General features: G+C 66.3%; 21 protein-coding genes. 16 read left to right on the forward strand and 5 right to left on the reverse strand.

The genetic code is table 11. From position 1 onward, the window contains the following. Positions 1–36 precede the first annotated feature (36 nt). The 9 genes from sdhC to VA603_RS04075 all read left to right on the forward strand — a co-directional run bounded on the left by sdhC (position 37) and on the right by VA603_RS04075 (position 6,911). Complete coding sequence (gene sdhC, locus VA603_RS04035) at positions 37–429, forward strand: succinate dehydrogenase, cytochrome b556 subunit (protein ID WP_132863056.1); 393 nt, start codon at positions 37–39, stop codon at positions 427–429. Further along, positions 426–809 (forward strand): succinate dehydrogenase, hydrophobic membrane anchor protein, encoded by a 384-nt coding sequence (gene sdhD / locus VA603_RS04040; protein ID WP_323437984.1) that lies wholly within the window; start codon positions 426–428, stop codon positions 807–809. The genes sdhC and sdhD overlap by 4 nt, the downstream gene beginning before the upstream one ends. Before the next feature lie 3 nt (positions 810–812). Beyond that, positions 813–2,603, forward strand: a complete 1,791-nt coding sequence (gene sdhA, locus VA603_RS04045) for a succinate dehydrogenase flavoprotein subunit (protein WP_132863058.1) — start codon at positions 813–815, stop codon at positions 2,601–2,603. Positions 2,604–2,621: 18 nt separating this feature from the next. Next, complete coding sequence (locus VA603_RS04050) at positions 2,622–3,407, forward strand: succinate dehydrogenase iron-sulfur subunit (protein ID WP_132863059.1); 786 nt, start codon at positions 2,622–2,624, stop codon at positions 3,405–3,407. A 161-nt stretch (positions 3,408–3,568) separates the two neighbouring features. Continuing rightward, on the forward strand, positions 3,569–3,823 hold the full coding sequence (locus tag VA603_RS04055; protein ID WP_132863060.1) for an FAD assembly factor SdhE: 255 nt from the start codon (positions 3,569–3,571) through the stop codon (positions 3,821–3,823). Next, complete coding sequence (locus tag VA603_RS04060; protein WP_323437985.1) at positions 3,774–4,223, forward strand: hypothetical protein; 450 nt, start codon at positions 3,774–3,776, stop codon at positions 4,221–4,223. The genes VA603_RS04055 and VA603_RS04060 overlap by 50 nt, the downstream gene beginning before the upstream one ends. A 23-nt stretch (positions 4,224–4,246) precedes the next feature. Beyond that, positions 4,247–5,488: a lipoprotein-releasing ABC transporter permease subunit gene (locus tag VA603_RS04065; RefSeq protein ID WP_132863062.1), complete on the forward strand. Its 1,242-nt coding sequence runs from the start codon at positions 4,247–4,249 to the stop codon at positions 5,486–5,488. Further along, positions 5,481–6,356, forward strand: a complete 876-nt coding sequence (locus VA603_RS04070; protein ID WP_323437986.1) for an ATP-binding cassette domain-containing protein — start codon at positions 5,481–5,483, stop codon at positions 6,354–6,356. Before VA603_RS04065 ends, VA603_RS04070 begins: the two co-directional genes overlap by 8 nt. Before the next feature lie 93 nt (positions 6,357–6,449). Further along, complete coding sequence (locus VA603_RS04075; RefSeq protein WP_132863063.1) at positions 6,450–6,911, forward strand: DUF6491 family protein; 462 nt, start codon at positions 6,450–6,452, stop codon at positions 6,909–6,911. Between the two features lie 91 nt (positions 6,912–7,002). On the opposite strand, the gene VA603_RS04080 is transcribed toward VA603_RS04075, so the two are convergent. From VA603_RS04080 to htpG, 4 genes are all read right to left on the reverse strand, one after another. Beyond that, positions 7,003–7,275 (reverse strand): oxidative damage protection protein, encoded by a 273-nt coding sequence (locus tag VA603_RS04080; protein WP_132863064.1) that lies wholly within the window; start codon positions 7,273–7,275, stop codon positions 7,003–7,005. A gap of 17 nt (positions 7,276–7,292) precedes the next feature. Next, complete coding sequence (mutY, locus tag VA603_RS04085) at positions 7,293–8,348, reverse strand: A/G-specific adenine glycosylase (protein ID WP_323437987.1); 1,056 nt, start codon at positions 8,346–8,348, stop codon at positions 7,293–7,295. Positions 8,349–8,504: 156 nt separating this feature from the next. Then, positions 8,505–9,824: a signal recognition particle-docking protein FtsY gene (gene ftsY, locus VA603_RS04090; RefSeq protein ID WP_323437988.1), complete on the reverse strand. Its 1,320-nt coding sequence runs from the start codon at positions 9,822–9,824 to the stop codon at positions 8,505–8,507. Positions 9,825–10,149: 325 nt separating this feature from the next. Then, complete coding sequence (htpG, locus tag VA603_RS04095; RefSeq protein WP_323437989.1) at positions 10,150–12,054, reverse strand: molecular chaperone HtpG; 1,905 nt, start codon at positions 12,052–12,054, stop codon at positions 10,150–10,152. Between the two features lie 202 nt (positions 12,055–12,256). On the opposite strand from htpG, the gene rsmD reads away from it, so the two are divergent. The 7 genes from rsmD (at position 12,257) to VA603_RS04130 (ending at position 18,232) form a co-directional block, all read left to right on the forward strand. After that, positions 12,257–12,883, forward strand: coding sequence for a 16S rRNA (guanine(966)-N(2))-methyltransferase RsmD (rsmD, locus tag VA603_RS04100; protein WP_323437990.1), 627 nt, complete (start codon positions 12,257–12,259; stop codon positions 12,881–12,883). Then, positions 12,880–13,386 carry a pantetheine-phosphate adenylyltransferase gene (gene coaD / locus VA603_RS04105; protein ID WP_192286016.1) on the forward strand — a complete coding sequence of 169 codons (507 nt, stop codon included), beginning with the start codon at positions 12,880–12,882 and terminating at the stop codon, positions 13,384–13,386. The genes rsmD and coaD overlap by 4 nt, the downstream gene beginning before the upstream one ends. Before the next feature lie 43 nt (positions 13,387–13,429). Next, positions 13,430–13,921 (forward strand): hypothetical protein, encoded by a 492-nt coding sequence (locus VA603_RS04110; protein ID WP_132863070.1) that lies wholly within the window; start codon positions 13,430–13,432, stop codon positions 13,919–13,921. A gap of 208 nt (positions 13,922–14,129) precedes the next feature. Then, a complete protein-coding gene (locus tag VA603_RS04115; RefSeq protein ID WP_132863071.1) occupies positions 14,130–14,414 on the forward strand; it encodes a YfhL family 4Fe-4S dicluster ferredoxin in 285 nt (94 codons plus the stop codon). Further along, entirely contained in the window at positions 14,411–16,153 is a 1,743-nt protein-coding gene (gene ggt / locus VA603_RS04120) for a gamma-glutamyltransferase (RefSeq protein ID WP_323437991.1), read from the forward strand. Before VA603_RS04115 ends, ggt begins: the two co-directional genes overlap by 4 nt. Before the next feature lie 258 nt (positions 16,154–16,411). Then, positions 16,412–17,302 carry an MBL fold metallo-hydrolase gene (locus VA603_RS04125; RefSeq protein WP_132863073.1) on the forward strand — a complete coding sequence of 297 codons (891 nt, stop codon included), beginning with the start codon at positions 16,412–16,414 and terminating at the stop codon, positions 17,300–17,302. 96 nt (positions 17,303–17,398) lie between these two features. Beyond that, positions 17,399–18,232 carry an alpha/beta hydrolase family protein gene (locus tag VA603_RS04130; RefSeq protein ID WP_313254449.1) on the forward strand — a complete coding sequence of 278 codons (834 nt, stop codon included), beginning with the start codon at positions 17,399–17,401 and terminating at the stop codon, positions 18,230–18,232. Positions 18,233–18,280: 48 nt separating this feature from the next. Here the strand turns inward: VA603_RS04130 and upp are convergent, their stop codons facing one another. Next, on the reverse strand, positions 18,281–18,913 hold the full coding sequence (upp, locus tag VA603_RS04135) for a uracil phosphoribosyltransferase (protein ID WP_132863075.1): 633 nt from the start codon (positions 18,911–18,913) through the stop codon (positions 18,281–18,283). Positions 18,914–19,012: the final 99 nt, after the last annotated feature.

A 19,012-nucleotide genomic window follows, 5' to 3' on the forward strand; every position in this document is an offset into this window, starting at 1 on the left:
GCATTGTGCCGCCCAGCCGAGATAACGAGTCAGCGAATGGCGAACAGACCCCGCCCCCTTTCTCCGCACCTGCAGGTGTATCGCTGGCAGATCCAGATGGCCACCTCGATCCTGCATCGAGCCACCGGCATCATTCTGGCTGTCGGCGCCCTGATCATCGCAGGCGGTTTGCTCGCCCTGATGATGGGCCCTGAGTCCTGGAGCTGCTTCACCACCCACGCCAGCGCCTGGTACGGCAAGGTGATCCTGTTTGGCTGGAGCTGGTGCTTCGCCTACCACCTGTGCAATGGCATCCGCCACATCGTGCAGGACTTCGCCATCGGCTATGCCAAGCCCACCTTCATCCGCAGCAGCTGGATCTCGGTGATCGCCTCGCTGGTCATCACCGCCGCGATCTGGGCCTACGTCTGCATGGGAGCCGCCGCATGAGCAAGTTCCGTACCCCGCTCAAGAATGCACGCGGCCTGGGCAGCTCCAAGTCCGGCACCGAGCACTTCATCCACCAGCGCCTGACCGCCACCGCGCTGGTCGCGCTGACTATCTGGTTCCTGTGCCTGGTGCTGAGCCTGCTCGGCGCCGACTACGTCACCGCCGTGGAAACTGTTTCCAAGCCGTGGAATGCAATCCTGCTGGTCGGCTTCCTGGTCGCCATGTTCTGGCACGCCCAGCTTGGCCTGCAGGTGGTGCTCGAGGATTACATCCACAACTCGCTGATGGCCCTGGCCCTGCAGACCATGGTCAAGTTCGTCGCCGTGCTCGGCGCGATCGTCAGCATCTTCGCGGTCGCCCGCATCGCGCTTGGGAACTGATACATGTCCGCTTACAACATCACTGAACACAAGGTCGACATGGTGGTCGTCGGCGCTGGTGGCGCTGGCCTGCGTGCGACCTTCGGCCTGGCCCAGAAGGGCCTGCAGACCGTCTGCATCACCAAGGTCTTCCCGACCCGCTCGCACACCGTTGCAGCGCAGGGTGGCATCTCCGCCGCGCTGGCCAACATGGGCGAGGACGACTGGCGCTACCACTTCTACGACACCATCAAGGGCTCGGATTGGCTGGGTGACCAGGACGCCATCGAGTACATGTGCCGCGAGGCCATCCCGGCCATCATCGAGCTGGAACACTACGGCGTTCCGTTCTCGCGCACCGAAGAAGGCAAGATCTACCAGCGTCCGTTCGGTGGCATGACCACCAAGTACGGTGAAGGCCCGTCCGCGCAGCGTACCTGCGCCGCCGCCGACCGTACCGGCCACGCCATCCTGCACACCCTGTACCAGCAGTCGCTGGCGCACAACGCGCAGTTCATGATCGAGTACTTCGCACTCGACCTGATCTTCGACGACGAAGGCGTCTGCCGTGGCGTGCTCGCCCTGGACATGGCCGAAGGCACCCTGCACCTGTTCCGTTCGCAGGGCGTGGTGCTGGCCACCGGCGGCTATGGCCGTGCCTACTTCAGCGCTACCTCGGCGCACACCTGTACCGGTGACGGCGGTGGCCTGGTGGCCCGTGCCGGCCTGCCGCTGCAGGACATGGAATTCGTGCAGTTCCACCCGACCGGCATCTACGGTGCCGGCTGCTTGATCACCGAAGGCGTGCGAGGCGAGGGTGGCATCCTGCGCAACAGCAGCGGCGAGCGTTTCATGGAACGCTACGCACCGCATTACAAGGACCTGGCATCGCGCGACGTGGTGTCGCGTTCGATGACCATCGAAATCCGCGAAGGCCGCGGCGTCGGCGAGCACAAGGACCACATCCTGCTCGACCTGACCCACCTGGGCCCGGGCGTGATCGACAAGAAGCTGCCGGGCATCGCCGAGAGCGCCCGCATCTTCGCCGGCGTCGACGTGCACAAGCAGCCGATCCCGGTGATCCCGACCGTCCACTACAACATGGGTGGCATCCCGACCAACTACCACGGCGAAGTGGTGCGCAAGGTCGGCGACAACCCGGATGCCGTGGTGCCGGGCCTGTACGCCATCGGCGAAGCGGCCTGCGTGTCGGTGCACGGCGCCAACCGCCTGGGTTCGAACTCGCTGCTCGACCTGGTGGTGTTCGGTCGCGCCGTGGCCAACCGCTGCGCCGAGACGATCAAGCCGGGTGCCTCGCACAAGACCCTGCCGTCCGATGCCTGCGACAAGGCGCTGGGCCTGCTGGACAAGCTGCGCCACGCCAATGGCGATACGCCGACCGCCGTCATCCGTGACCGCATGCAGCGCACGATGCAGGCCGACGCTGCCGTGTTCCGCACCAGCAAGACGCTGGAGGAAGGCTGCAAGAAGATGGCCGAGGTGTTCGACTCGTTCCAGGACGTCAAGGTTTCCGACCGTTCGCTGGTCTGGAATTCGGACCTGATCGAGACCTACGAACTGAACAACCTGCTGCTCAACGCCGTTGCGACCATCAACTCGGCCGAACAGCGCAAGGAAAGCCGCGGCGCCCACGCGCACGAGGACTTCCCGGACCGCGACGACGTCAACTGGCAGAAGCACACGCTGGTCACCGTCGACGACAAGGGCAAGTGCAGCTTCGACTACCGTCCGGTGCACATGTACACGCTCAGCGATGACGTGTCCGTCGTGCCGCCGAAGCCGCGCGTCTACTGATCCGGGGAACCTACGAACATGGCTGAATTTGCACTTCCGAAGAACTCCCGGATCACCAAGGGCAAGCACTTCCCCGCCAAGGGCGGCGCGAAGAACACGCGCACCTTCAAGATCTACCGCTGGAGTCCCGACGACGACCAGAATCCGCGTACCGACACCTACGAGATCGACCTCGATGCGTGCGGCCCGATGGTCCTGGACGCGCTGATCAAGATCAAGAACGAGATCGACCCGACCCTGACCTTCCGTCGCTCCTGCCGTGAAGGTATCTGTGGTTCGTGCGCGATGAACATCGACGGCACCAACACGCTGGCCTGCACCCGCGCCATCGCCGATTGCGGCAAGGCCGAGGTGCCGATCTACCCGCTGCCGCACATGGACGTGGTCAAGGACCTGGTTCCGGACCTGACCCACTTCTACGCGCAGTACGCCTCGATCAAGCCGTGGATCCGCACCCAGACCCCGGCGCCGCCGGACCGCGAGCGCCTGCAGTCGCCGGAAGACCGCGAGAAGCTGGACGGCCTGTACGAGTGCATCCTGTGCGCGTGCTGCTCGACCAGCTGCCCGAGCTACTGGTGGAACGGCGAGCGTTACCTGGGCCCGGCGATCCTGCTGCAGGCCTACCGCTGGATCATCGACTCGCGTGACGAGGACACCGGTTCGCGCCTGGACGATCTGGAAGATCCGTTCAAGCTGTACCGCTGCCACACGATCATGAACTGCGCCCGCACCTGCCCGAAGGGCCTGAACCCGGCGCTGGCGATTGCCGAGATCAAGAAGCTGATGATGGCGCGCCGCGCCTGATGCGTTATGCCTTCCCCCTTGGGGAGAAGGTGCCCCGAAGGGGCGGAAGAGGGTAGGGGCGACGCCTGCTGCCATCGATTTCGCGGGAGCTTCGCTCCAACCCTCACCCCAACCCCTTTCCCGGCGGGAGAGGGGCTTTGGTATCCGAGGTATCCGAAGCCATGCAGACCGAAGACGAAATCCTGTTGAAGAAGCTGCGTTGGCGTTGCCGGCGCGGCATGCGCGAGCTGGACCAGTTGTTCGGCCGGTACCTTGACCGTCGCTGGCTGCAGGCGCCTGCCGAAGAACGCGCGGTTTTCCTGCAGTTGCTGGAAACCGAAGACGATAAGTTGTGGCGTTGGTCCATGGGCTACGAGGCCTGTCCGGATGCGCCGCAGGCAGAGCTGCTCTCCTATATCCGCTCCCTTCCGGTATGAGTGCCGGCCTTCACGCTGGCTGCTGGCCGCGCTGACGCTGCTGGGAGGGCTGGCCGCATTGGCGGCATTGACGTGTGACCTGCAGGCCCCCGTGGCCTGGCCGTTGGCTGTGCTCGGGCTGGCAGGGTCGTGGCGGCTGGTGCGCCGCGAATGGCAGCGGCCGGTGGTGCAACTGCTGATCCCCGCCAGCGCGCAGCCGGCCCGGCTGGACGACCGGCCGCTGGACCGGCTGGAATTGCTCGAACGCGGGCCATTGGTGCTGCTGCGCTGGCAATCCGACGGGCGGCGCGGCTGCCTGCTGTTCGGGCCGGACAACCTGCCGCAGGCACGACGACGTGAACTGCGTCTGGCCGTGCGCGCCCATGCCGTTTCCCGCCAAGCAGGGACAATGGCACCATAGCGGCACTTCCCGGGCACACGCGCATGTTCAAACCCTTACCCGTCGCAATCGGATTGCGTTACCTGCGAGCCAAGCGCCGCAACGGCTTCATCTCCTTCATCTCCATGGCCTCGATCCTCGGCATCGCGCTGGGCGTGACCGTGCTGATCACCACGCTGGCGGTCATGAGCGGCTTCCAGAAGGAAATCCGCGATCGCCTGCTGCAGATGTCGGCGCACGCCACCGTCAGCGCCGATGGCGAGCCGATGACGAACTGGCAGCACGCCATCGATGTGGCGATCAAGGACCCGCGCGTGGCCGGTGCCGCACCCTACATCGAGATCCAGGGCATGCTGGCCGGCCCGCGCGTGCAGGGTGCCATCGTGCAGGGCGTGGATCCCGCGCAGGAGCCCAAGGTGTCGGTGCTGGCCGACAAGATGCAGAAGGGCTCGCTGGATGATCTGAAGCCGGGCGAGTTCAACATCGTGCTGGGCAAGGAACTGGCCTTGTGGCTGGGCGTGGACGTGGGCGACAACGTGGTCGCCACGCTGGCCGAGGTGCAGGGCACGCCGATGGGTGCGATGCCGCGGGTCAAGCGCTTCACCGTCAGCGGCATCTTCGAGGCCGGTTCCAACGAGGTCGACCGCGGCCTGGCCTTCGTCAACATGCAGGACATGCAGCGCGTGCTGCGCATGGACGGCGTCACCGGCGTACGCCTGAAGATGCATGACATGGACCAGGCCTACACCGTGGCCCGCGACCTGGCGATCAACCTCAACGGCTACTACCGGGTCAGCGACTGGACCCAGGAGAACGCCAACCTGTACCACTCGCTGCGCATGGAAAAGACGGTGATGGGCATTCTGCTGTCGCTGATCATCGCCATGGGCGCGTTCAACCTGGTGTCCTCGCAGGTGATGCTGGTCACCGACAAGCAGGCCGACATCGCGATCCTGCGTACGCTGGGCCTGACCCCGGGCGGGGTGATGCAGGTGTTCATGGTGCAGGGCACGCTGATCGGCGTGTTCGGCACGATCGCCGGCGTGCTCGGTGGCATCACCCTGACGCTCAACCTGGAGCGCATCCTCGGCCTGATCGAGTCGGCCTTCAACATCAAGCTGCTGCCGGAAGACGTGTACTACATCACCGGCCTGCCGACCGACATGCAGACCAGTGACATCGTCATCATCACCGCCGTGGCGTTGCTGATGAGCTTTGTCGCCACCCTGTACCCCGCGTGGCGCGCCGCCCGCACCCAACCGGCCGAGGCGCTGCGTTATGAGTAAGAACCCGATGGAATCCGTGATCCGCGCCGAGGGCCTGGGCAAGACCTACGCCGAGGGCAAGATGCACACGCCGGTGTTCGATGGGCTGGACCTGGACGTGAAGCCCGGCGAGACGGTCGCCATCGTCGGTGCGTCCGGTGCCGGGAAGAGCACGCTGCTGCACCTGCTGGGTGGCCTGGATATTCCCACCGCGGGCGAGGTCTACGTGGCCGGGCACCGGATGTCGGCGTTGTCCGACACCGAGCGCGGTCGCCTGCGCAACCGCTCGCTGGGCTTCGTCTACCAGTTCCATCACCTGCTGCCGGAGTTCACCGCGCTGGAAAACGTGATGATGCCGGTGATGCTGGATGAGAAGAGCCCTGTCCCCGGACGCCGCTGGGTGGCCACGAGCATTGCGACGGTCTGTTTCGCCACGCTGGCCTCGGTCAGGACCGGGCACTGGATCTTCCTGTGGCTTGCCTTGGGGTTGTGGCTTGCAGGGCTGCTCGGGGTGGGTGTCATCTCGTACTGGAGTGGACGGAAGAAGGTTGTTGCCGCCCGTCAACGGGCGACCGAAATACTGGAGGCCGTGGGGCTGGGACATCGCGTGCACCACAAGCCGGGCGAGCTGTCCGGTGGCGAGCGCCAGCGTGCTGCGGTGGCGCGGGCGCTGGTCAACAATCCTGCCTGCATCCTGGGTGACGAACCCACCGGCAACCTGGATGACAAGACCGCGGGCACCGTGTTCGAGCTGATGCTGGCATTGAACCGCAGGTACCAGACCAGCCTGGTGCTGGTCACCCATGACCGCAGCCTGGCCCGCAAGTTGGATCGGGTGCTGGAGCTGCGCGAGGGCCGCCTGCACCAGCTGGAGCGCAGCGAGGTCTGAGGCCGGGGATGTTTCTCGCCAATTCACCCGGACGGGAGGATGATCCTGCCTGGATGTTGCGTGGTTTTCTTTCCCGGTAAGAGGAGTCGTGCCATGAAGAAGGTGCTTGTCGCATTGATGGCTGCCGCAGCCTTGGCCGGCTGTGCCACGGCAGGGAAGCTGAGCAGCAGCGAGCGGCTGGAGTTGTACCGCGCCCACGCCGGCGCGCCGGTGAACAGCTTCCGGTACTTCGGTTCGTTCAACGGCTGGACCGAACTGGGTGACAGTGCGTTGGCGGTATGGACCAAGCCGAGCGAGGCGTGGCTGCTGAGCCTGAGTGGGCCATGCATGGACCTGTCCTACGCGCCGGCCATCAGCATCACCAACATGATGGGCCAGGTGTCGGCGCGCTTTGACCGCGTGGTGGTGTTGGGCAGCGGGCCGGTCGGTCGTGTGCCATGCCGCATCGAGAGCATCCAGCCGCTGGACGTGAAGGCGTTGCGGGCGTCGGAGAAGGAACTGCGCGAGGCCAAGGTCGCCGAGCGTGCCGCCGACCAGACGGCCGAAGACAAGTAACCAACACGGTAGCGCGGCGCCAGGCGCCGCGGGGTGTTGCTGGCAGCGTCAGGTGCCGGGCATGGCCCGGCACCTCTCGTCCTGCCCGGTGTCAGGCCTCGGGGGCGACGTAGCCGGCAGGCTTCTCGGCACCGCCGGAGAACAGGTACTTCACCAGTTCTTCTTCCAGGAATGCGCGGTGCTTCGGGTCGCGCGGCGACAGCCGGTTTTCGTTGATCAGCATGGTCTGGTGCGCCAGCCAGCTGGCCCACGCCTGCTTGCCGATGTTGGCGAAGATGCGCTGGCCCAGATCGCCGGGGTAGGGCACGAAGTCCAGACCTTCGGTTTCGCGTTGTTCGTACTGGCAGAAGACGGAACGGGGCATGGCGTGGTCCTGTGGTGTCAGTGCGCGCGATGGCGCTCAAGCAGTTTGCGGATGGGAGCGGGCAGGCCGAGGTTGGCCAGCTCCGTGCGGGATACCCAGCGCAGGTCGGCATTGTCGCCAACCCGGGCACGCAGGGCGACCTTGCGGGCGTTCAAGGGCTGCAGGTGCAGCCGGTAATGGCTGAAGGCGTGCACGATCAACGGCAATTCTTCGGCATTGTCGTAATCACCCTGGATGTGGGTAGCGAACCATTCGCGCATCAGTGCGTCGGTATCGGCCTGCGGCAGCGTCCATAGCGAGGCCCAGATGCCGGTCGGCGGGCGCTTGAGCAGCAGGATCCGCCCCTGGGCATCCTCCAGCAGCAAGGCCGTGGCCTCGCGCTCGGGCAGGGTCTTGCTCGGCTTGGGCGTGGGCAGTGCATCGACCAGTCCTTCGGCATGGGCAACGCAGTTGCCTTGCAGCGGGCACAGGATGCAGGCCGGTTTGGCGCGGGTGCACAGCGTGGCACCGAAATCCATCTGGGCCTGGGTGTAGTCAGCCATGCGGCCGGCGGGCACCTGGGCGACATGCGCTGCGGCCAGCCCCCACAGCTGCTTCTCGATGGCCGGCTGGCCGGGGAAGCCGACGATGCCGTGGTAACGGGTCAGCACGCGCTTCACGTTGCCATCAAGGATCGGGAACGAGTCGTTCCAGGCCTGGCTGAGGATGGCGCCGGCAGTGCTGCGACCGATGCCGGGCAGGGCGAGCAGGGCATCGAAGTCACGTGGCAGGTCACCGTCATGCCGTTCGAGGCATTGCTTCGCCGCGGCATGCAGGTTGCGGGCGCGGGCGTAGTAGCCCAGGCCGGCCCAGTTGGCCATCACCGTGTCGTTGTCGGCCCTGGCCAGATCAGGAAGGGTGGGGAATGCCTCCATGAAGCGGTGGAAGTACGGGATGACCGTGGCCACCTGGGTCTGCTGCAGCATGATCTCCGACAGCCACACCCGATACGGCGAACGCGGATGCTGCCACGGCAGGTCATGGCGTCCGTGCTGGTCGAACCAGGTCAGTAGTTGGCTGGGGAAGCTGGACATGGACTCGCAGGCGATGGCGACTTTGAAGCCCTTCTCCCTGCGGGAGAAGGTGTCCCGAAGGGGCGGATGAGGGCAGGGGGGGCGCTGGTGCTGCGTGGGGGCTTCGCTCCCATGGGCCCTCACCCCCTCTCCGGCACGCGGGAGAGGGGCTTCAGGTCAGTTGCTGCCCAGCGCCTGCGGCAGCAGGGCGTCGACGAAGGCTTCCGGGTCGAACACGCGCAGGTCTTCCGGGCGCTCGCCGATGCCGGCGAAGCGGATCGGGATGCCGAACTCGCGGGCCAGCGCGAATACCACGCCGCCCTTGGCGGTGCCGTCCAGCTTGGTCACCACCAGGCCGGTGACGCCGGCGGCGGCATGGAACTGGCGCACCTGTGACAGCGCGTTCTGGCCGGTGGTGCCGTCGATGACCATCAGCACTTCGTGCGGTGCGGTGTCGTCGATCTTGCCGAGCACGCGGCGGATCTTGCTCAGCTCGTTCATCAGGCCGGTCTGCGTGTGCAGGCGGCCGGCGGTGTCGGCGATCAGCACGCTGGTGCCGCGGGCCTTGCCGGCCTGCAATGCGTCGAAGGCGACCGAGGCGGCGTCGGCATTCTGGCCCTGCGCGACCACGGCCACGCCATTGCGCTCGCCCCAGATCTGCAGCTGGGCCACGGCAGCGGCGCGGAAGGTGTCACCGGCGGCCAGCATCAGGCTGTGACCCTGGTCCTTGAAGCGCTTGGCCAGCTTGCCGATGGTGGTGGTCTTGCCCACGCCGTTGACGCCAACGGTGAGGATCACGAACGGTTTGGCCTGGGTGTCGATGACCAACGGCTGGGACACCGGCTGCAGCAGCGCGATCAGGTCGGCGCGCAGTGCAGCCAGCAGGGCGTTGGCATCGGCGAATTCACGCGACTTCATGCGCTTGCGCAGGCTTTCCACCAGCGCGGTGGTGGCCGGTACGCCGACGTCGGCGGTGATCAGCGCGGTCTCGATCTCTTCCAGCAGGTCGTCGTCGAGCTTGGGGTTGCGCGAGAACAGGCCGCCGAAGCTGCGGGCGAACACGCTGTTGCGCAGGCGGTCGCGCCAGCCGACTTTGCCGGCCGGTGCGGCGGGGGCGGCGTTGGCGGGGATCAGGGCGTCATCGGTTTCGGTCGCGCTCGATGCGGCGACGTCTTCATAGGCGAGGGGGGCGGGAGCGGGTACCACCTTCGCCTGGGGCGCTGGTGCGCTTGCGACCGGCGCGGGTTCGGCAACGACGATGGGCTCCGGCGCGGCTTCGGTGGCCGGCTCGGCCTGGACCGGGGTTTCGGCGATGACGACTTCTGCGGGAGGCGCTTCAACCGGAGGCTGGACGAACGCCTCGGCGAGGTCGGCTTCTGCCGAGGCTTCGGCCGGTGCCTTCGGGAACGCGGCGGCCAGGTCTTCCGCGCTCAGCGTGGACGGCTTTGCAGGCGGTTGGGCGTCGTCGGTCTTCTTGCGGCGGAAAAAGCTGAACATGGAGGAAAAAGGCCTGAAATCAGATGCATATGCTACCACCGGCGGTTGTGTCGCCGGGGTGGGGTGAAAAGCTTGCCCCTCGCCAACCCACCCCTTCGCTGCGCGAAAGGGTGGGGGCTCAAGCCGCTCTCCCGTTCAAGGGACGAAGAGGGGCGCTTGCGAACCACGGGTTCGCGCCCCGATGAACGCCCCTTGCGTCAGCGCAACGGCCGGCGCGCGGGGCGGCGGCTGTTGTATTGCTGGGGTGGGATGAAAAGCTTACCCCTGCCCAACCCACCCCTTCGCTGCGCGAAAGGGAGGGGGCCAAAGGCCCGCTCCCGGTCAATCAGACCGACAGCTCCAACAGCAGCTTGTTGAGGCGGCGGACGTAGCCGGCCGGGTCCTTCAGGCTATCGCCCGCGGCCAGCGCGGCCTGGTCGAACAGCACGTGGGCCAGGTCGTTGAAGCGGTCCGTGTCGGCCTCGGCATCCAGCTTCTCGATCAGTGGGTGGGCCGGGTTGAACTCGAACACCGGCTTGCTGTCCGGCACCTTCTGGCCGCTGGCTTCCAGGATCTGGCGCATCTGCAGGCCCAGGTCCTGCTCGCCGATGGCCAGGATGGCCGGGGAGTCGGTCAGGCGGTGCGAGACGCGCACTTCCGCCACGTCCTCGCCCAATGCTGATTTCAGGCGCGTGACGAGGGCTTCCTTGGTCTTGGCGACTTCTTCCTGCGCCTTCTTGTCTTCCTCGGTTTCGAGTTTCCCCAGGTCCAGGTCGCCACGCGCGATGTCCACGAACGACTTGCCATCGAACTCGTGCAGGTAGCTCATCAGCCACTCGTCGATGCGGTCGGTCATCAGCAGCACTTCGATGCCCTTCTTGCGGAACACTTCCAGGTGCGGGCTGTCCTTGACCTGCTGGAAGCTCTCGCCGGTCAGGAAATAGATCTTGTCCTGGCCTTCGATCATGCGGCCGATGTAGTCGGCCAGCGCCACGCTCTGCTCGCCGCTGGCGTCATGCGTGGAGGCAAAGCGCAGCAGGCCGGCGACCTTCTCGCGGTTGTTGAAGTCTTCGGCCGGGCCTTCCTTCAGCACCTGGCCGAAGTTCTTCCAGAAACCGGCGTAGGCTTCGGGCTGGTCCTTGGCCAGCTTTTCCAGCATGTCCAGCGAACGCTTGGTCAGCGCGGACTTCATCGAGTCGATCACCGGGCCGGACTGCAGGATCTCGCGCGAGACGTTCAGCGGCAGGTCGTTGGAATCGACCACGCCCTTGATGAAGCGCAGGTACAGCGGCAGGAACTGCTCGGCCTGGTCCATGATGAAGACGCGCTGCACGTAGAGCTTCAAGCCCTTCGGCGCATCGCGGTGGTACAGGTCGAACGGCGCACGACCCGGGGTGTACAGCAGCGAGGTGTACTCGAGCTTGCCCTCGACCTTGTTGTGGCTCCACGCCAGCGGGTCGGTCGGGTCATGCGCGATGTGCTTGTAGAACTCCTTGTACTCCTCGTCGGAGATCTCGGACTTGGAACGGGTCCACAGCGCATTGGCGCGGTTGACGGTTTCCCACTCCGGCGTGGCCGGCGTGTCGGCTTCCTCGCCGTGGTGTTCCTTCTGCAGCTCGATCGGCAGGCCGATGTGGTCGGAGTACTTCTTGATCAGGCTGCGCAGCTGCCAGCCGTCGGTGAAGCCTTCCTCGCCTTCCTTCAGTTGCAGCACGATGCGGGTGCCGCGCTCGGGCTTGTCGATGGTTTCCACCTCGAACTCGCCTTCGCCGCGCGAGGACCAGTGCACGCCCTCGCTGGCCGGCAGGCCGGCGCGACGGCTGTACACGTCGACCTGGTCGGCGACGATGAAGGCCGAGTAGAAGCCCACGCCGAACTGGCCGATCAGGTTGGAGTCCTTCTTCTGGTCGCCGGACAGGTTCTTCAGGAACTCGGCTGTGCCGGACTTGGCGATGGTGCCCAGGTGGGCGATGGCTTCATCGCGGCTCAGGCCGATGCCGTTGTCGTCGATGGTCAGGGTGCGGGCGGCCGGGTCGGCCTCGATGCGGATGCGCAGCTCGCCGTTGCCTTCCAGCAGCTCCGGCCGGGTCAGCGCCTCGAAGCGCAGCTTGTCGCTGGCATCGGCGGCGTTGGACACCAGCTCGCGCAGGAAGATCTCCTTGTTCGAGTACAGCGAGTGGATCATCAGGTGCAGCAGCTGCTTCACCTCGGTCTGGAACCCGCGGGTTTCCTTGTGGTTCTGTGCGTTCATCGGTCGGGGATGCTCCGTGGCTGAGGTGCCGCGCCCGGCGCGGCGGCTGACACAGGGGTAGGGGTGAATGGGCGATTTTCAAGGTCGGCACCCGGGACGGGGGCTGGTCTATCATCTGCGGCCTGATTCAGCTGTCCTGTGGGTGCCTGCCGATGCCTTCCCTTCTCCGACCGTTGCCATTGGCCCTGCCGGGAGGGGCCGCATGAGCCGTGGGCGCGCTGGCGGTGCGCCGCCGACGGGTACCGGGCAGGTGCGCATCATCGGTGGCCGATGGCGCAATACCCGCCTGCAGGTGCCGCAGGTCCAGGGGCTGCGTCCCACCAGCGACCGGGTCCGCGAGACCCTGTTCAACTGGTTGATGCCCAAGTTGCCCGGTGCGCGGGTCCTGGACCTGTTCGCCGGCAGCGGTGCGCTGGGGCTGGAAGCGGTGTCGCGCGGCGCGGCCTCGGCGCAGTTGGTCGAACGCGACCCGGGCCTGGTGGCGGCATTGCGGGGCATGGTGTCCCGGCTGGATGCGGCCGCGCAGGTGGAGGTGGTCAGCGGCGACGCCCTGCGCTGGCTGGAAAGTGCATCGCCGGTGCGGGCCGACATCGTGTTCCTGGACCCTCCGTTCGCGGCAGGTCTGTGGGAACAGGTGATCGCGCGCCTGCCACGGCACCTGGCCGACGATGCCTGGTTGTACATGGAGGCCCCGGCCGGATCGATGCCGGCACTGCCGGCAGGCTGGAGCCTGCACCGCGAAGGGGGGACTCGCGATGTGGCCTATGCCCTGTATCGGCAAGCCACTGTTACACTTCGCGGCGACATGAACGCGACTGAACCCGTATGACCACGCCCAACCGCCGCATTGCCGTTTACCCGGGTACGTTCGACCCGATCACCAACGGTCACATCGACCTGGTGAACCGCGCTGCGCCGCTGTTCGAGAAGATCGTGGTCGGCGTGGCGCAGAGCCCGTCCAAGGGCCCCACGCTGCCGCTGGAGCTGCGTGTGTCGCTGGCGGTGGAAGCCCTGCAGCACCACGACAACGTGGAAGTCGTGGGCTTTGACACCCTGCTGGCCCATTTCGTGCGCGCCTGCCATGGCGGCGTGCTGCTGCGTGGCCTGCGCGCGGTGTCCGATTTTGAATACGAGTTCCAGATGGCGAGCATGAACCGCCACCTGATCCCCGAGGTCGAGACCCTGTTCCTGACCCCGTCGGAGCAGCACAGCTTCATCTCCTCCTCGCTGGTGCGCGAAATCGCCCGGCTGGGGGGCGATGTGTCCGGCTTCGTGCCGGCCACCGTGCTGGAAGCGTTGCGTAAGGCCCGCGAAGCCCGCGCGGGCAAGTGAAACATCCGAACAGCCGTACAGAACCTCAAAAGGGAGAAGAAACATGAAGAACACGATGCGCGTGATGCTGGCCGCTTCGATGGTGCTGGCTTTCACCGCCTGCAAGAAGGAAGAGGCCGCTCCGGTGGCGGAAGCCCAGCAGGCGCTGGTTGCCCCGGCCAAGGACGACGATGCGGGCTGGAAGAAGTACCTGCAGGCCGTGGCCGTGCAGAACATGGGCAACATCACCGCCAGCCCGTTCCTGTACTACCTCCCGCCGGAATCGGACCCGGAATTCGCCGCCAAGTACGACCGCCAGGTCGAGAGCGCCACCACCGCCATCGGCCGTGGCATCCAGCCGGGCAACATGCTGGCCTTCGGTTCCTCGGCCTCGGCCAAGATGGCCGACATGATCGAAGCCGCCTTCAAGGGCGTGCAGGCTGATTCGATGAAGAACGTGCGCGTGGTGTTCATCGGCGATGCCGCCGACAACGCCCGCGTGCAGACCATCGTCAAGCCGACCGGCGCCGACTACATCTTCGTCGAAGCCAAGTAATGCCATGGGGCAGGGCCGCGATGCGGCCCTGCCTTGCTTCAAGGCGCGGGTGGCAGGCGTTGGAGGCGACGCAGGCAACACCGGCGGTGATGTGATTGCAGGCGTTCCTTCGTGGAAGCCTTGTCAGCCTCGCGGCTGAGGCCGCTCCTGCACCGGGAGCGGCGTGGTTGGTTGAACGTCCCGTCGCAACGGGAAGGCAGGAAGTGGCATGTCCCTGAAAATCAATGAGCTCTGCGTCAACTGCGACGTCTGTGAGCCCGCCTGCCCGAACCAGGCCATTTCAATGGGCGAGACGATCTACGTGATCGATCCGGCCCGTTGCACCGAATGTGTCGGCCATTTCGACGAGCCGCAGTGCGTGGTGGTCTGCCCGGTCGAATGCATCGACCCGGACCCGGACATCCCCGAGACACAGGATCAGTTGCTGGCCAAGTTGCACGGGCTGCAGCGTGATCATCCCGAACTTTACGAACCGGAGAACCCGCAGGCATGAAACCCATCGCCCGTTCCCTGTTGTTGTGTGCGTTGCTGTTGAGCCCGAGCGTGTGGGCGTCGGAGGCCGCGCCGGCGCGCGCGGCCCATCCAGATGGTGCGGTGATCGCCAGCGGTCATTCGCTGGCCACCGATGCCGGCATGGAAATCCTGGCCAAGGGCGGCAACGCATTCGACGCGGCGGTGGCCGTGTCCTCGACATTGGCCGTGGTCGAGCCGATCAGCTCGGGTCTGGGCGGCGGCGGTTTCTTCCTGTTGCACGACGCCAGGACCGGCAAGGACGTGATGCTGGATGCGCGCGAGACCGCGCCCGAATCCGCCACGCCGGACCAGTTCCTGGACAAGAACGGTGACCTGGACCGCGACCGCTCGGTCAACGGTGCGTGGTCGGCCGGTATCCCCGGCCTGCCGGCGGCGCTGGTGCAGATTGCCCGCGAGCATGGCCGCCTGCCGTTGAAGGATTCGTTGGCGCCGGCCATCCGCGTCGCCACCGACGGCTTCCCGGTGTACGCACGCATGGCACGGGGCTATGCCTCGCGTGCGGAGGTGATGGAACGCTATCCCGGGACGCGCGAGGTGTACCTGCGCAATGGTCGCCCGATCGCCGAAGGCGACGTGTTCAAGCAGCCCGAGCTGGCGCATACGCTGCAGCTGCTGGCCGACCGTGGTTTTGACGGCTTCTACCGCGGCGAGACCGGGCGCAGGCTGCTGGCCGGCGTGAAGCAGGCCGGTGGTCGCTGGACCGCCGAGGAACTGGCCGGCTACACGGTCAAGACCCGTGAGCCGATCGTCTTCAACTATGGCGACTGGAAGATCACCACCGCGCCGCCGCCGTCTTCCGGTGGCATCGCGCTGGCATCGATGCTGCAGATCCTGGAAGGCTGGGACCTGGGCAAGATGGACGCCGCCCACCGTACCCACCTGGTGGTGGAAGCGATGCGCCGCGCCTATCGCGACCGCACCTTCTTCCTGGGCGACCCGGACTTCGTCGACATCCCGCAGAAGGTGTTGACCAGCCGCGACTACGCGCAGGGCCTGCGCGCGACCATCCATCCGGAGAAGGCCACGCCGAGCGACCTGCTGTCGGGCAACCCGACGCCGCTGGAAGACGAGGAGACCACGCACTTCTCCATCATCGACGCCGAAGGCAACCGCGTCGGCGGCACCCAGACGGTGAACCTGCTGTACGGCTCGGGGTTGATCCCGGCCGGCACCGGCGTGCTGCTCAACAACGAGATGGATGACTTCGCGCTCAAGCCGGGTACCCCGAACGCGTTTGGCGTGATGGGTTACGAGGCCAATGCGCCGAAGAAGGGCAAGCGCATGCTCAGCTCGATGACGCCCACCTTCATGGAGAAGGACGACAAGGTGGTGGTGATCGGCACGCCGGGTGGCAGCCGCATCATCACCATGGTGCTGCTGGGCATCCTGGGCTACGACGATGGCCTGACCGCGCAGCAGGTCGCCGCGCTGCCGCGCTACCACCACCAGTGGCTGCCGGACCTGATCGAAGCCGAGGACGGTACCTTCGACGCGGAGACCGTGAAGCAGTTGCAGGCGATGGGCCACAAGATCGACCTGCCCGGCGACAGCGCCGCAGGCGGGCGTGGCTCCAGCCATGTATGGGGCAACCTGCAGACGGTGGAATGGGACCGCAGCACCAACACGCTGTACGGCGGTAGCGATCCGCGTAACCCGGTGGGCAGTGCACGGGTCGAGAAGCCGGCCAAGGCCGACTGATCCGGCGCTACCGACGTGGTGATGGGAACCCCGCTTTCGAGCGGGGTTTTTCTTTGACGGGCTTCGGGTGCTTGCCGCTGCATGGCAGGTAGCCGGGCAGGGCGTGGACCCGAGCCGGCCCTGTCGCGGGAGGCTGGGGCCAGCGAGGCCACACGTCCCGGCGGGGTGGCGGACACGGCGTGCCGGTGGCCCATCGCGTCAATAATTCGCCACTCACAACTTGCGAATATTTAACGTGCGCCGGTTAGAATTTTTCACATGAAACTTTGGTCGATCCGCGGTAATTCGCAGAAGCTCGATGGTGGTGCCATGTTCGGCAACGCGCCCAAGGCGTTGTGGGAAAAGTGGTCGCCGTCGGATGAACTCAATCGCATCGAACTGGCTTGCCGGGCGCTGCTGGCCAGCCCGCTGGGCGGCAAGACGGTGCTGTTCGAAACCGGCATCGGTGCGTTCTTCGAACCCAAGCTGCGCGAGCGCTACGGGGTGATGGAGCCGCGCCACATCCTGATTGATTCGCTGCGCGAGGCAGGTTTCGAGCACGAGGACATCGATGTGGTGGTGCTCAGCCACCTGCATTTCGATCATGCCGGCGGCCTGCTGGCACCGTGGTCGGAGGGGCGTGAGCCGGAGCTGCTGTTCCCCAATGCCACCTTCGTCGTCGGTGCGGCCCATTGGGAGCGTGCCCGCCATCCGCATCCGCGCGACCGGGCCAGTTTCATCCCGGAACTGCCGGGGTTGCTGGAAGCCAGTGGCCGGCTGGAAGTGGTGTCGGGTGCCCACTCGAAGGCACTGGGCGAATCGGTGCGCTTCAGCTTCAGCGACGGGCATACGCCAGGGCTGATGCTGGCCGAGATCGTCGGCCCGGAACAGGTCAACGGCCAGCCGCGCGGCGGCGTGGTGTTCTGCGCCGACCTCATTCCCGGGCGCTCCTGGGTACATGTCCCGATCACCATGGGCTACGACCGCAATGCGGAGCTGCTGATCGACGAGAAGCGCGCCTTCCTGGAGGACAAGCTGGCCCGCAACGTGCACCTGTTCTTCACCCACGACCCGCAGTGCGCAATGGCACAGGTGGTGCGTGACGAGAAGGGCCGTTTCGCCACCGCGCACGAGGTCGGCGAGTTGAAGGCACGCACGCTGGCGGCCTGAGCTGACCAACAGCACGAAAAAAACTGACTTCCGGCACTGAATCGCGAGGGCGCCGGAGAGGACATTGACCCCATCCTTTGATGCGGAGTCGATGCCATGAATATTTCCCGCCTGATCCGTCGTGCTGCCTTCTGCGCGCTGCTGCTGGTGCCATCCGTCGCGGCGCTGGCGGCCCCGTCCCGGGTGGAGCCGCTGCAGGTAAGCGCGCAGCGTTCCACCACGATGGCGGTATGGGAGCCGGCGCAGGTGCGTGGCGTGGTGCTGTTCTCATCCGGCCATGGCGCGTGGCCGGAGCGTTACGAGCGGCTGTTCCAGACGTGGGTGGACGCCGGCTTCGCAGTGCTGGCGCCAGTCCACGTGGATTCGATGAAGTACCCGGAGCGCGACAAGTTCACCCTGCAGCAGAGCCTGGGCGAGCGCTTCAGCGACATGCGCGCCACCAGCGCCTACGCTGCCGCGCATTGGCCGGGCAAGCCGGTGGCCGCTGCCGGGCACAGCCTGGGTACGCTGATATCGACCGCGCTGGGCGGTGCGCTGGCCACGCTGGGGCCGCTGCGTGATCCGTCCGTGGTCGCGGTGCTGGGCTTTTCCTCGCCGGGCAAGATTCCCGGCCTGATCGGGCCGGATAGCTATGCCTCGCTCGCGGTCCCGCTGCTGGAAGTCACCGGTGACAAGGACGTGGTGCCGGGCTTCGTGAGCAACCCCGCCGATCATCTGTACGCGGTGGAAACGGCACCGGCCGGGGACAAGACCGGCGTGGTGCTGGCCGGCGGCGACCACAACCTGATCGGCGGCGAGCCGGAGGCGTTGTTCGATCGCGCCCGGCAGCTGGGGACGGCATTCCTGCAGGCCGAGCTGCTGGATGATCCGCAGGCACGGGCCGCGTTGGCAGCGCCGGCTGCGGACGGAGAGCAGTGGCTGCGTCGCTGAAGGGGAGAACAGCGCTGCCCCCGGATGTCCCGGGGGCAGGAAGCCGGATCAGCCGACCCGGGTACCGAAGATGCGGTCGCCGGCGTCGCCCAGGCCCGGCAGGATGTAGCCCTTCTCGTTGAGGCGCTCATCGATGGCCGCGGTGAAGATCTCCACGTCGGGGTGGACCGCCTTGACCGCCTCGATGCCTTCCGGCGCGGCCACCAGGAAAATGCCCTTGATGCGGCGGGCGCCGGCGCGCTTGAGCATGTCGATGGTGGCGATCAGGGTGCCGCCGGTGGCGAGCATCGGGTCCAGGATCAGCGCATCGCGCTCTTCCAGGCGGCCGGTCAGGCGCTCGAAGTAGGGCACCGGTTGCAGGGTTTCCTCGTCGCGCTGCAGGCCGACCACGCTGACGCGGGCGGCCGGGATCAGCGACAGCACGCCGGTCAGCATGCCCAGGCCGGCGCGCAGGATCGGCACCACGGTGATCTTGGCGCCGGCGATGCGCTGGACCTGCACCGGGCCGGCCCAGCCGTCGCGGGTATGGTTCTCGGTTTCCAGGTCGGCGGTGGCCTCGTAGGCCAGCAGGGTACCCAGCTCATTGACGACCTCGCGGAAATCCTTGGTGCTCATGGCCGGATCGCGGAGCAGGCCGATCTTGTGCTGGACCAACGGATGACGGACTTCGACGATTTTCATTGGGGTACTACGCGGTAGGGAGATGCCACAGTTTGACGCCTGCATCCCGGCTCGGCCAGTGTGACTGAAACATTGCAGCCGCGTGGCTGTAACCCCCAT

This window comes from Stenotrophomonas capsici, from assembly GCF_034961085.1.
GTDB lineage: Bacteria > Pseudomonadota > Gammaproteobacteria > Xanthomonadales > Xanthomonadaceae > Stenotrophomonas > Stenotrophomonas capsici.

Excerpts from the sequence above, each read along its gene's own strand:
- sdhD (WP_323437984.1), top strand. The coding sequence starts at position 426 with ATGAGCAAGTTCCGTACCCCGCTCAAGAATGCACGCGGCCTGGGCAGC.
- coaD (WP_192286016.1), top strand. The coding sequence starts at position 12,880 with ATGACCACGCCCAACCGCCGCATTGCCGTTTACCCGGGTACGTTCGAC.
- ggt (WP_323437991.1), top strand. The coding sequence starts at position 14,411 with ATGAAACCCATCGCCCGTTCCCTGTTGTTGTGTGCGTTGCTGTTGAGC.
- VA603_RS04080 (WP_132863064.1), bottom strand. The coding sequence starts at position 7,275 with ATGCCCCGTTCCGTCTTCTGCCAGTACGAACAACGCGAAACCGAAGGT.
- upp (WP_132863075.1), bottom strand. The coding sequence starts at position 18,913 with ATGAAAATCGTCGAAGTCCGTCATCCGTTGGTCCAGCACAAGATCGGC.
- sdhA (WP_132863058.1), top strand. The coding sequence starts at position 813 with ATGTCCGCTTACAACATCACTGAACACAAGGTCGACATGGTGGTCGTC.
- VA603_RS04130 (WP_313254449.1), top strand. The coding sequence starts at position 17,399 with ATGAATATTTCCCGCCTGATCCGTCGTGCTGCCTTCTGCGCGCTGCTG.
- VA603_RS04075 (WP_132863063.1), top strand. The coding sequence starts at position 6,450 with ATGAAGAAGGTGCTTGTCGCATTGATGGCTGCCGCAGCCTTGGCCGGC.
- VA603_RS04110 (WP_132863070.1), top strand. The coding sequence starts at position 13,430 with ATGAAGAACACGATGCGCGTGATGCTGGCCGCTTCGATGGTGCTGGCT.
- VA603_RS04115 (WP_132863071.1), top strand. The coding sequence starts at position 14,130 with ATGTCCCTGAAAATCAATGAGCTCTGCGTCAACTGCGACGTCTGTGAG.
- rsmD (WP_323437990.1), top strand. The coding sequence starts at position 12,257 with ATGAGCCGTGGGCGCGCTGGCGGTGCGCCGCCGACGGGTACCGGGCAG.
- VA603_RS04050 (WP_132863059.1), top strand. The coding sequence starts at position 2,622 with ATGGCTGAATTTGCACTTCCGAAGAACTCCCGGATCACCAAGGGCAAG.
- sdhC (WP_132863056.1), top strand. The coding sequence starts at position 37 with ATGGCGAACAGACCCCGCCCCCTTTCTCCGCACCTGCAGGTGTATCGC.
- VA603_RS04055 (WP_132863060.1), top strand. The coding sequence starts at position 3,569 with ATGCAGACCGAAGACGAAATCCTGTTGAAGAAGCTGCGTTGGCGTTGC.
- VA603_RS04125 (WP_132863073.1), top strand. The coding sequence starts at position 16,412 with ATGAAACTTTGGTCGATCCGCGGTAATTCGCAGAAGCTCGATGGTGGT.
- VA603_RS04065 (WP_132863062.1), top strand. The coding sequence starts at position 4,247 with ATGTTCAAACCCTTACCCGTCGCAATCGGATTGCGTTACCTGCGAGCC.
- mutY (WP_323437987.1), bottom strand. The coding sequence starts at position 8,348 with ATGTCCAGCTTCCCCAGCCAACTACTGACCTGGTTCGACCAGCACGGA.
- ftsY (WP_323437988.1), bottom strand. The coding sequence starts at position 9,824 with ATGTTCAGCTTTTTCCGCCGCAAGAAGACCGACGACGCCCAACCGCCT.
- VA603_RS04060 (WP_323437985.1), top strand. The coding sequence starts at position 3,774 with ATGCGCCGCAGGCAGAGCTGCTCTCCTATATCCGCTCCCTTCCGGTAT.
- VA603_RS04070 (WP_323437986.1), top strand. The coding sequence starts at position 5,481 with ATGAGTAAGAACCCGATGGAATCCGTGATCCGCGCCGAGGGCCTGGGC.
- htpG (WP_323437989.1), bottom strand. The coding sequence starts at position 12,054 with ATGAACGCACAGAACCACAAGGAAACCCGCGGGTTCCAGACCGAGGTG.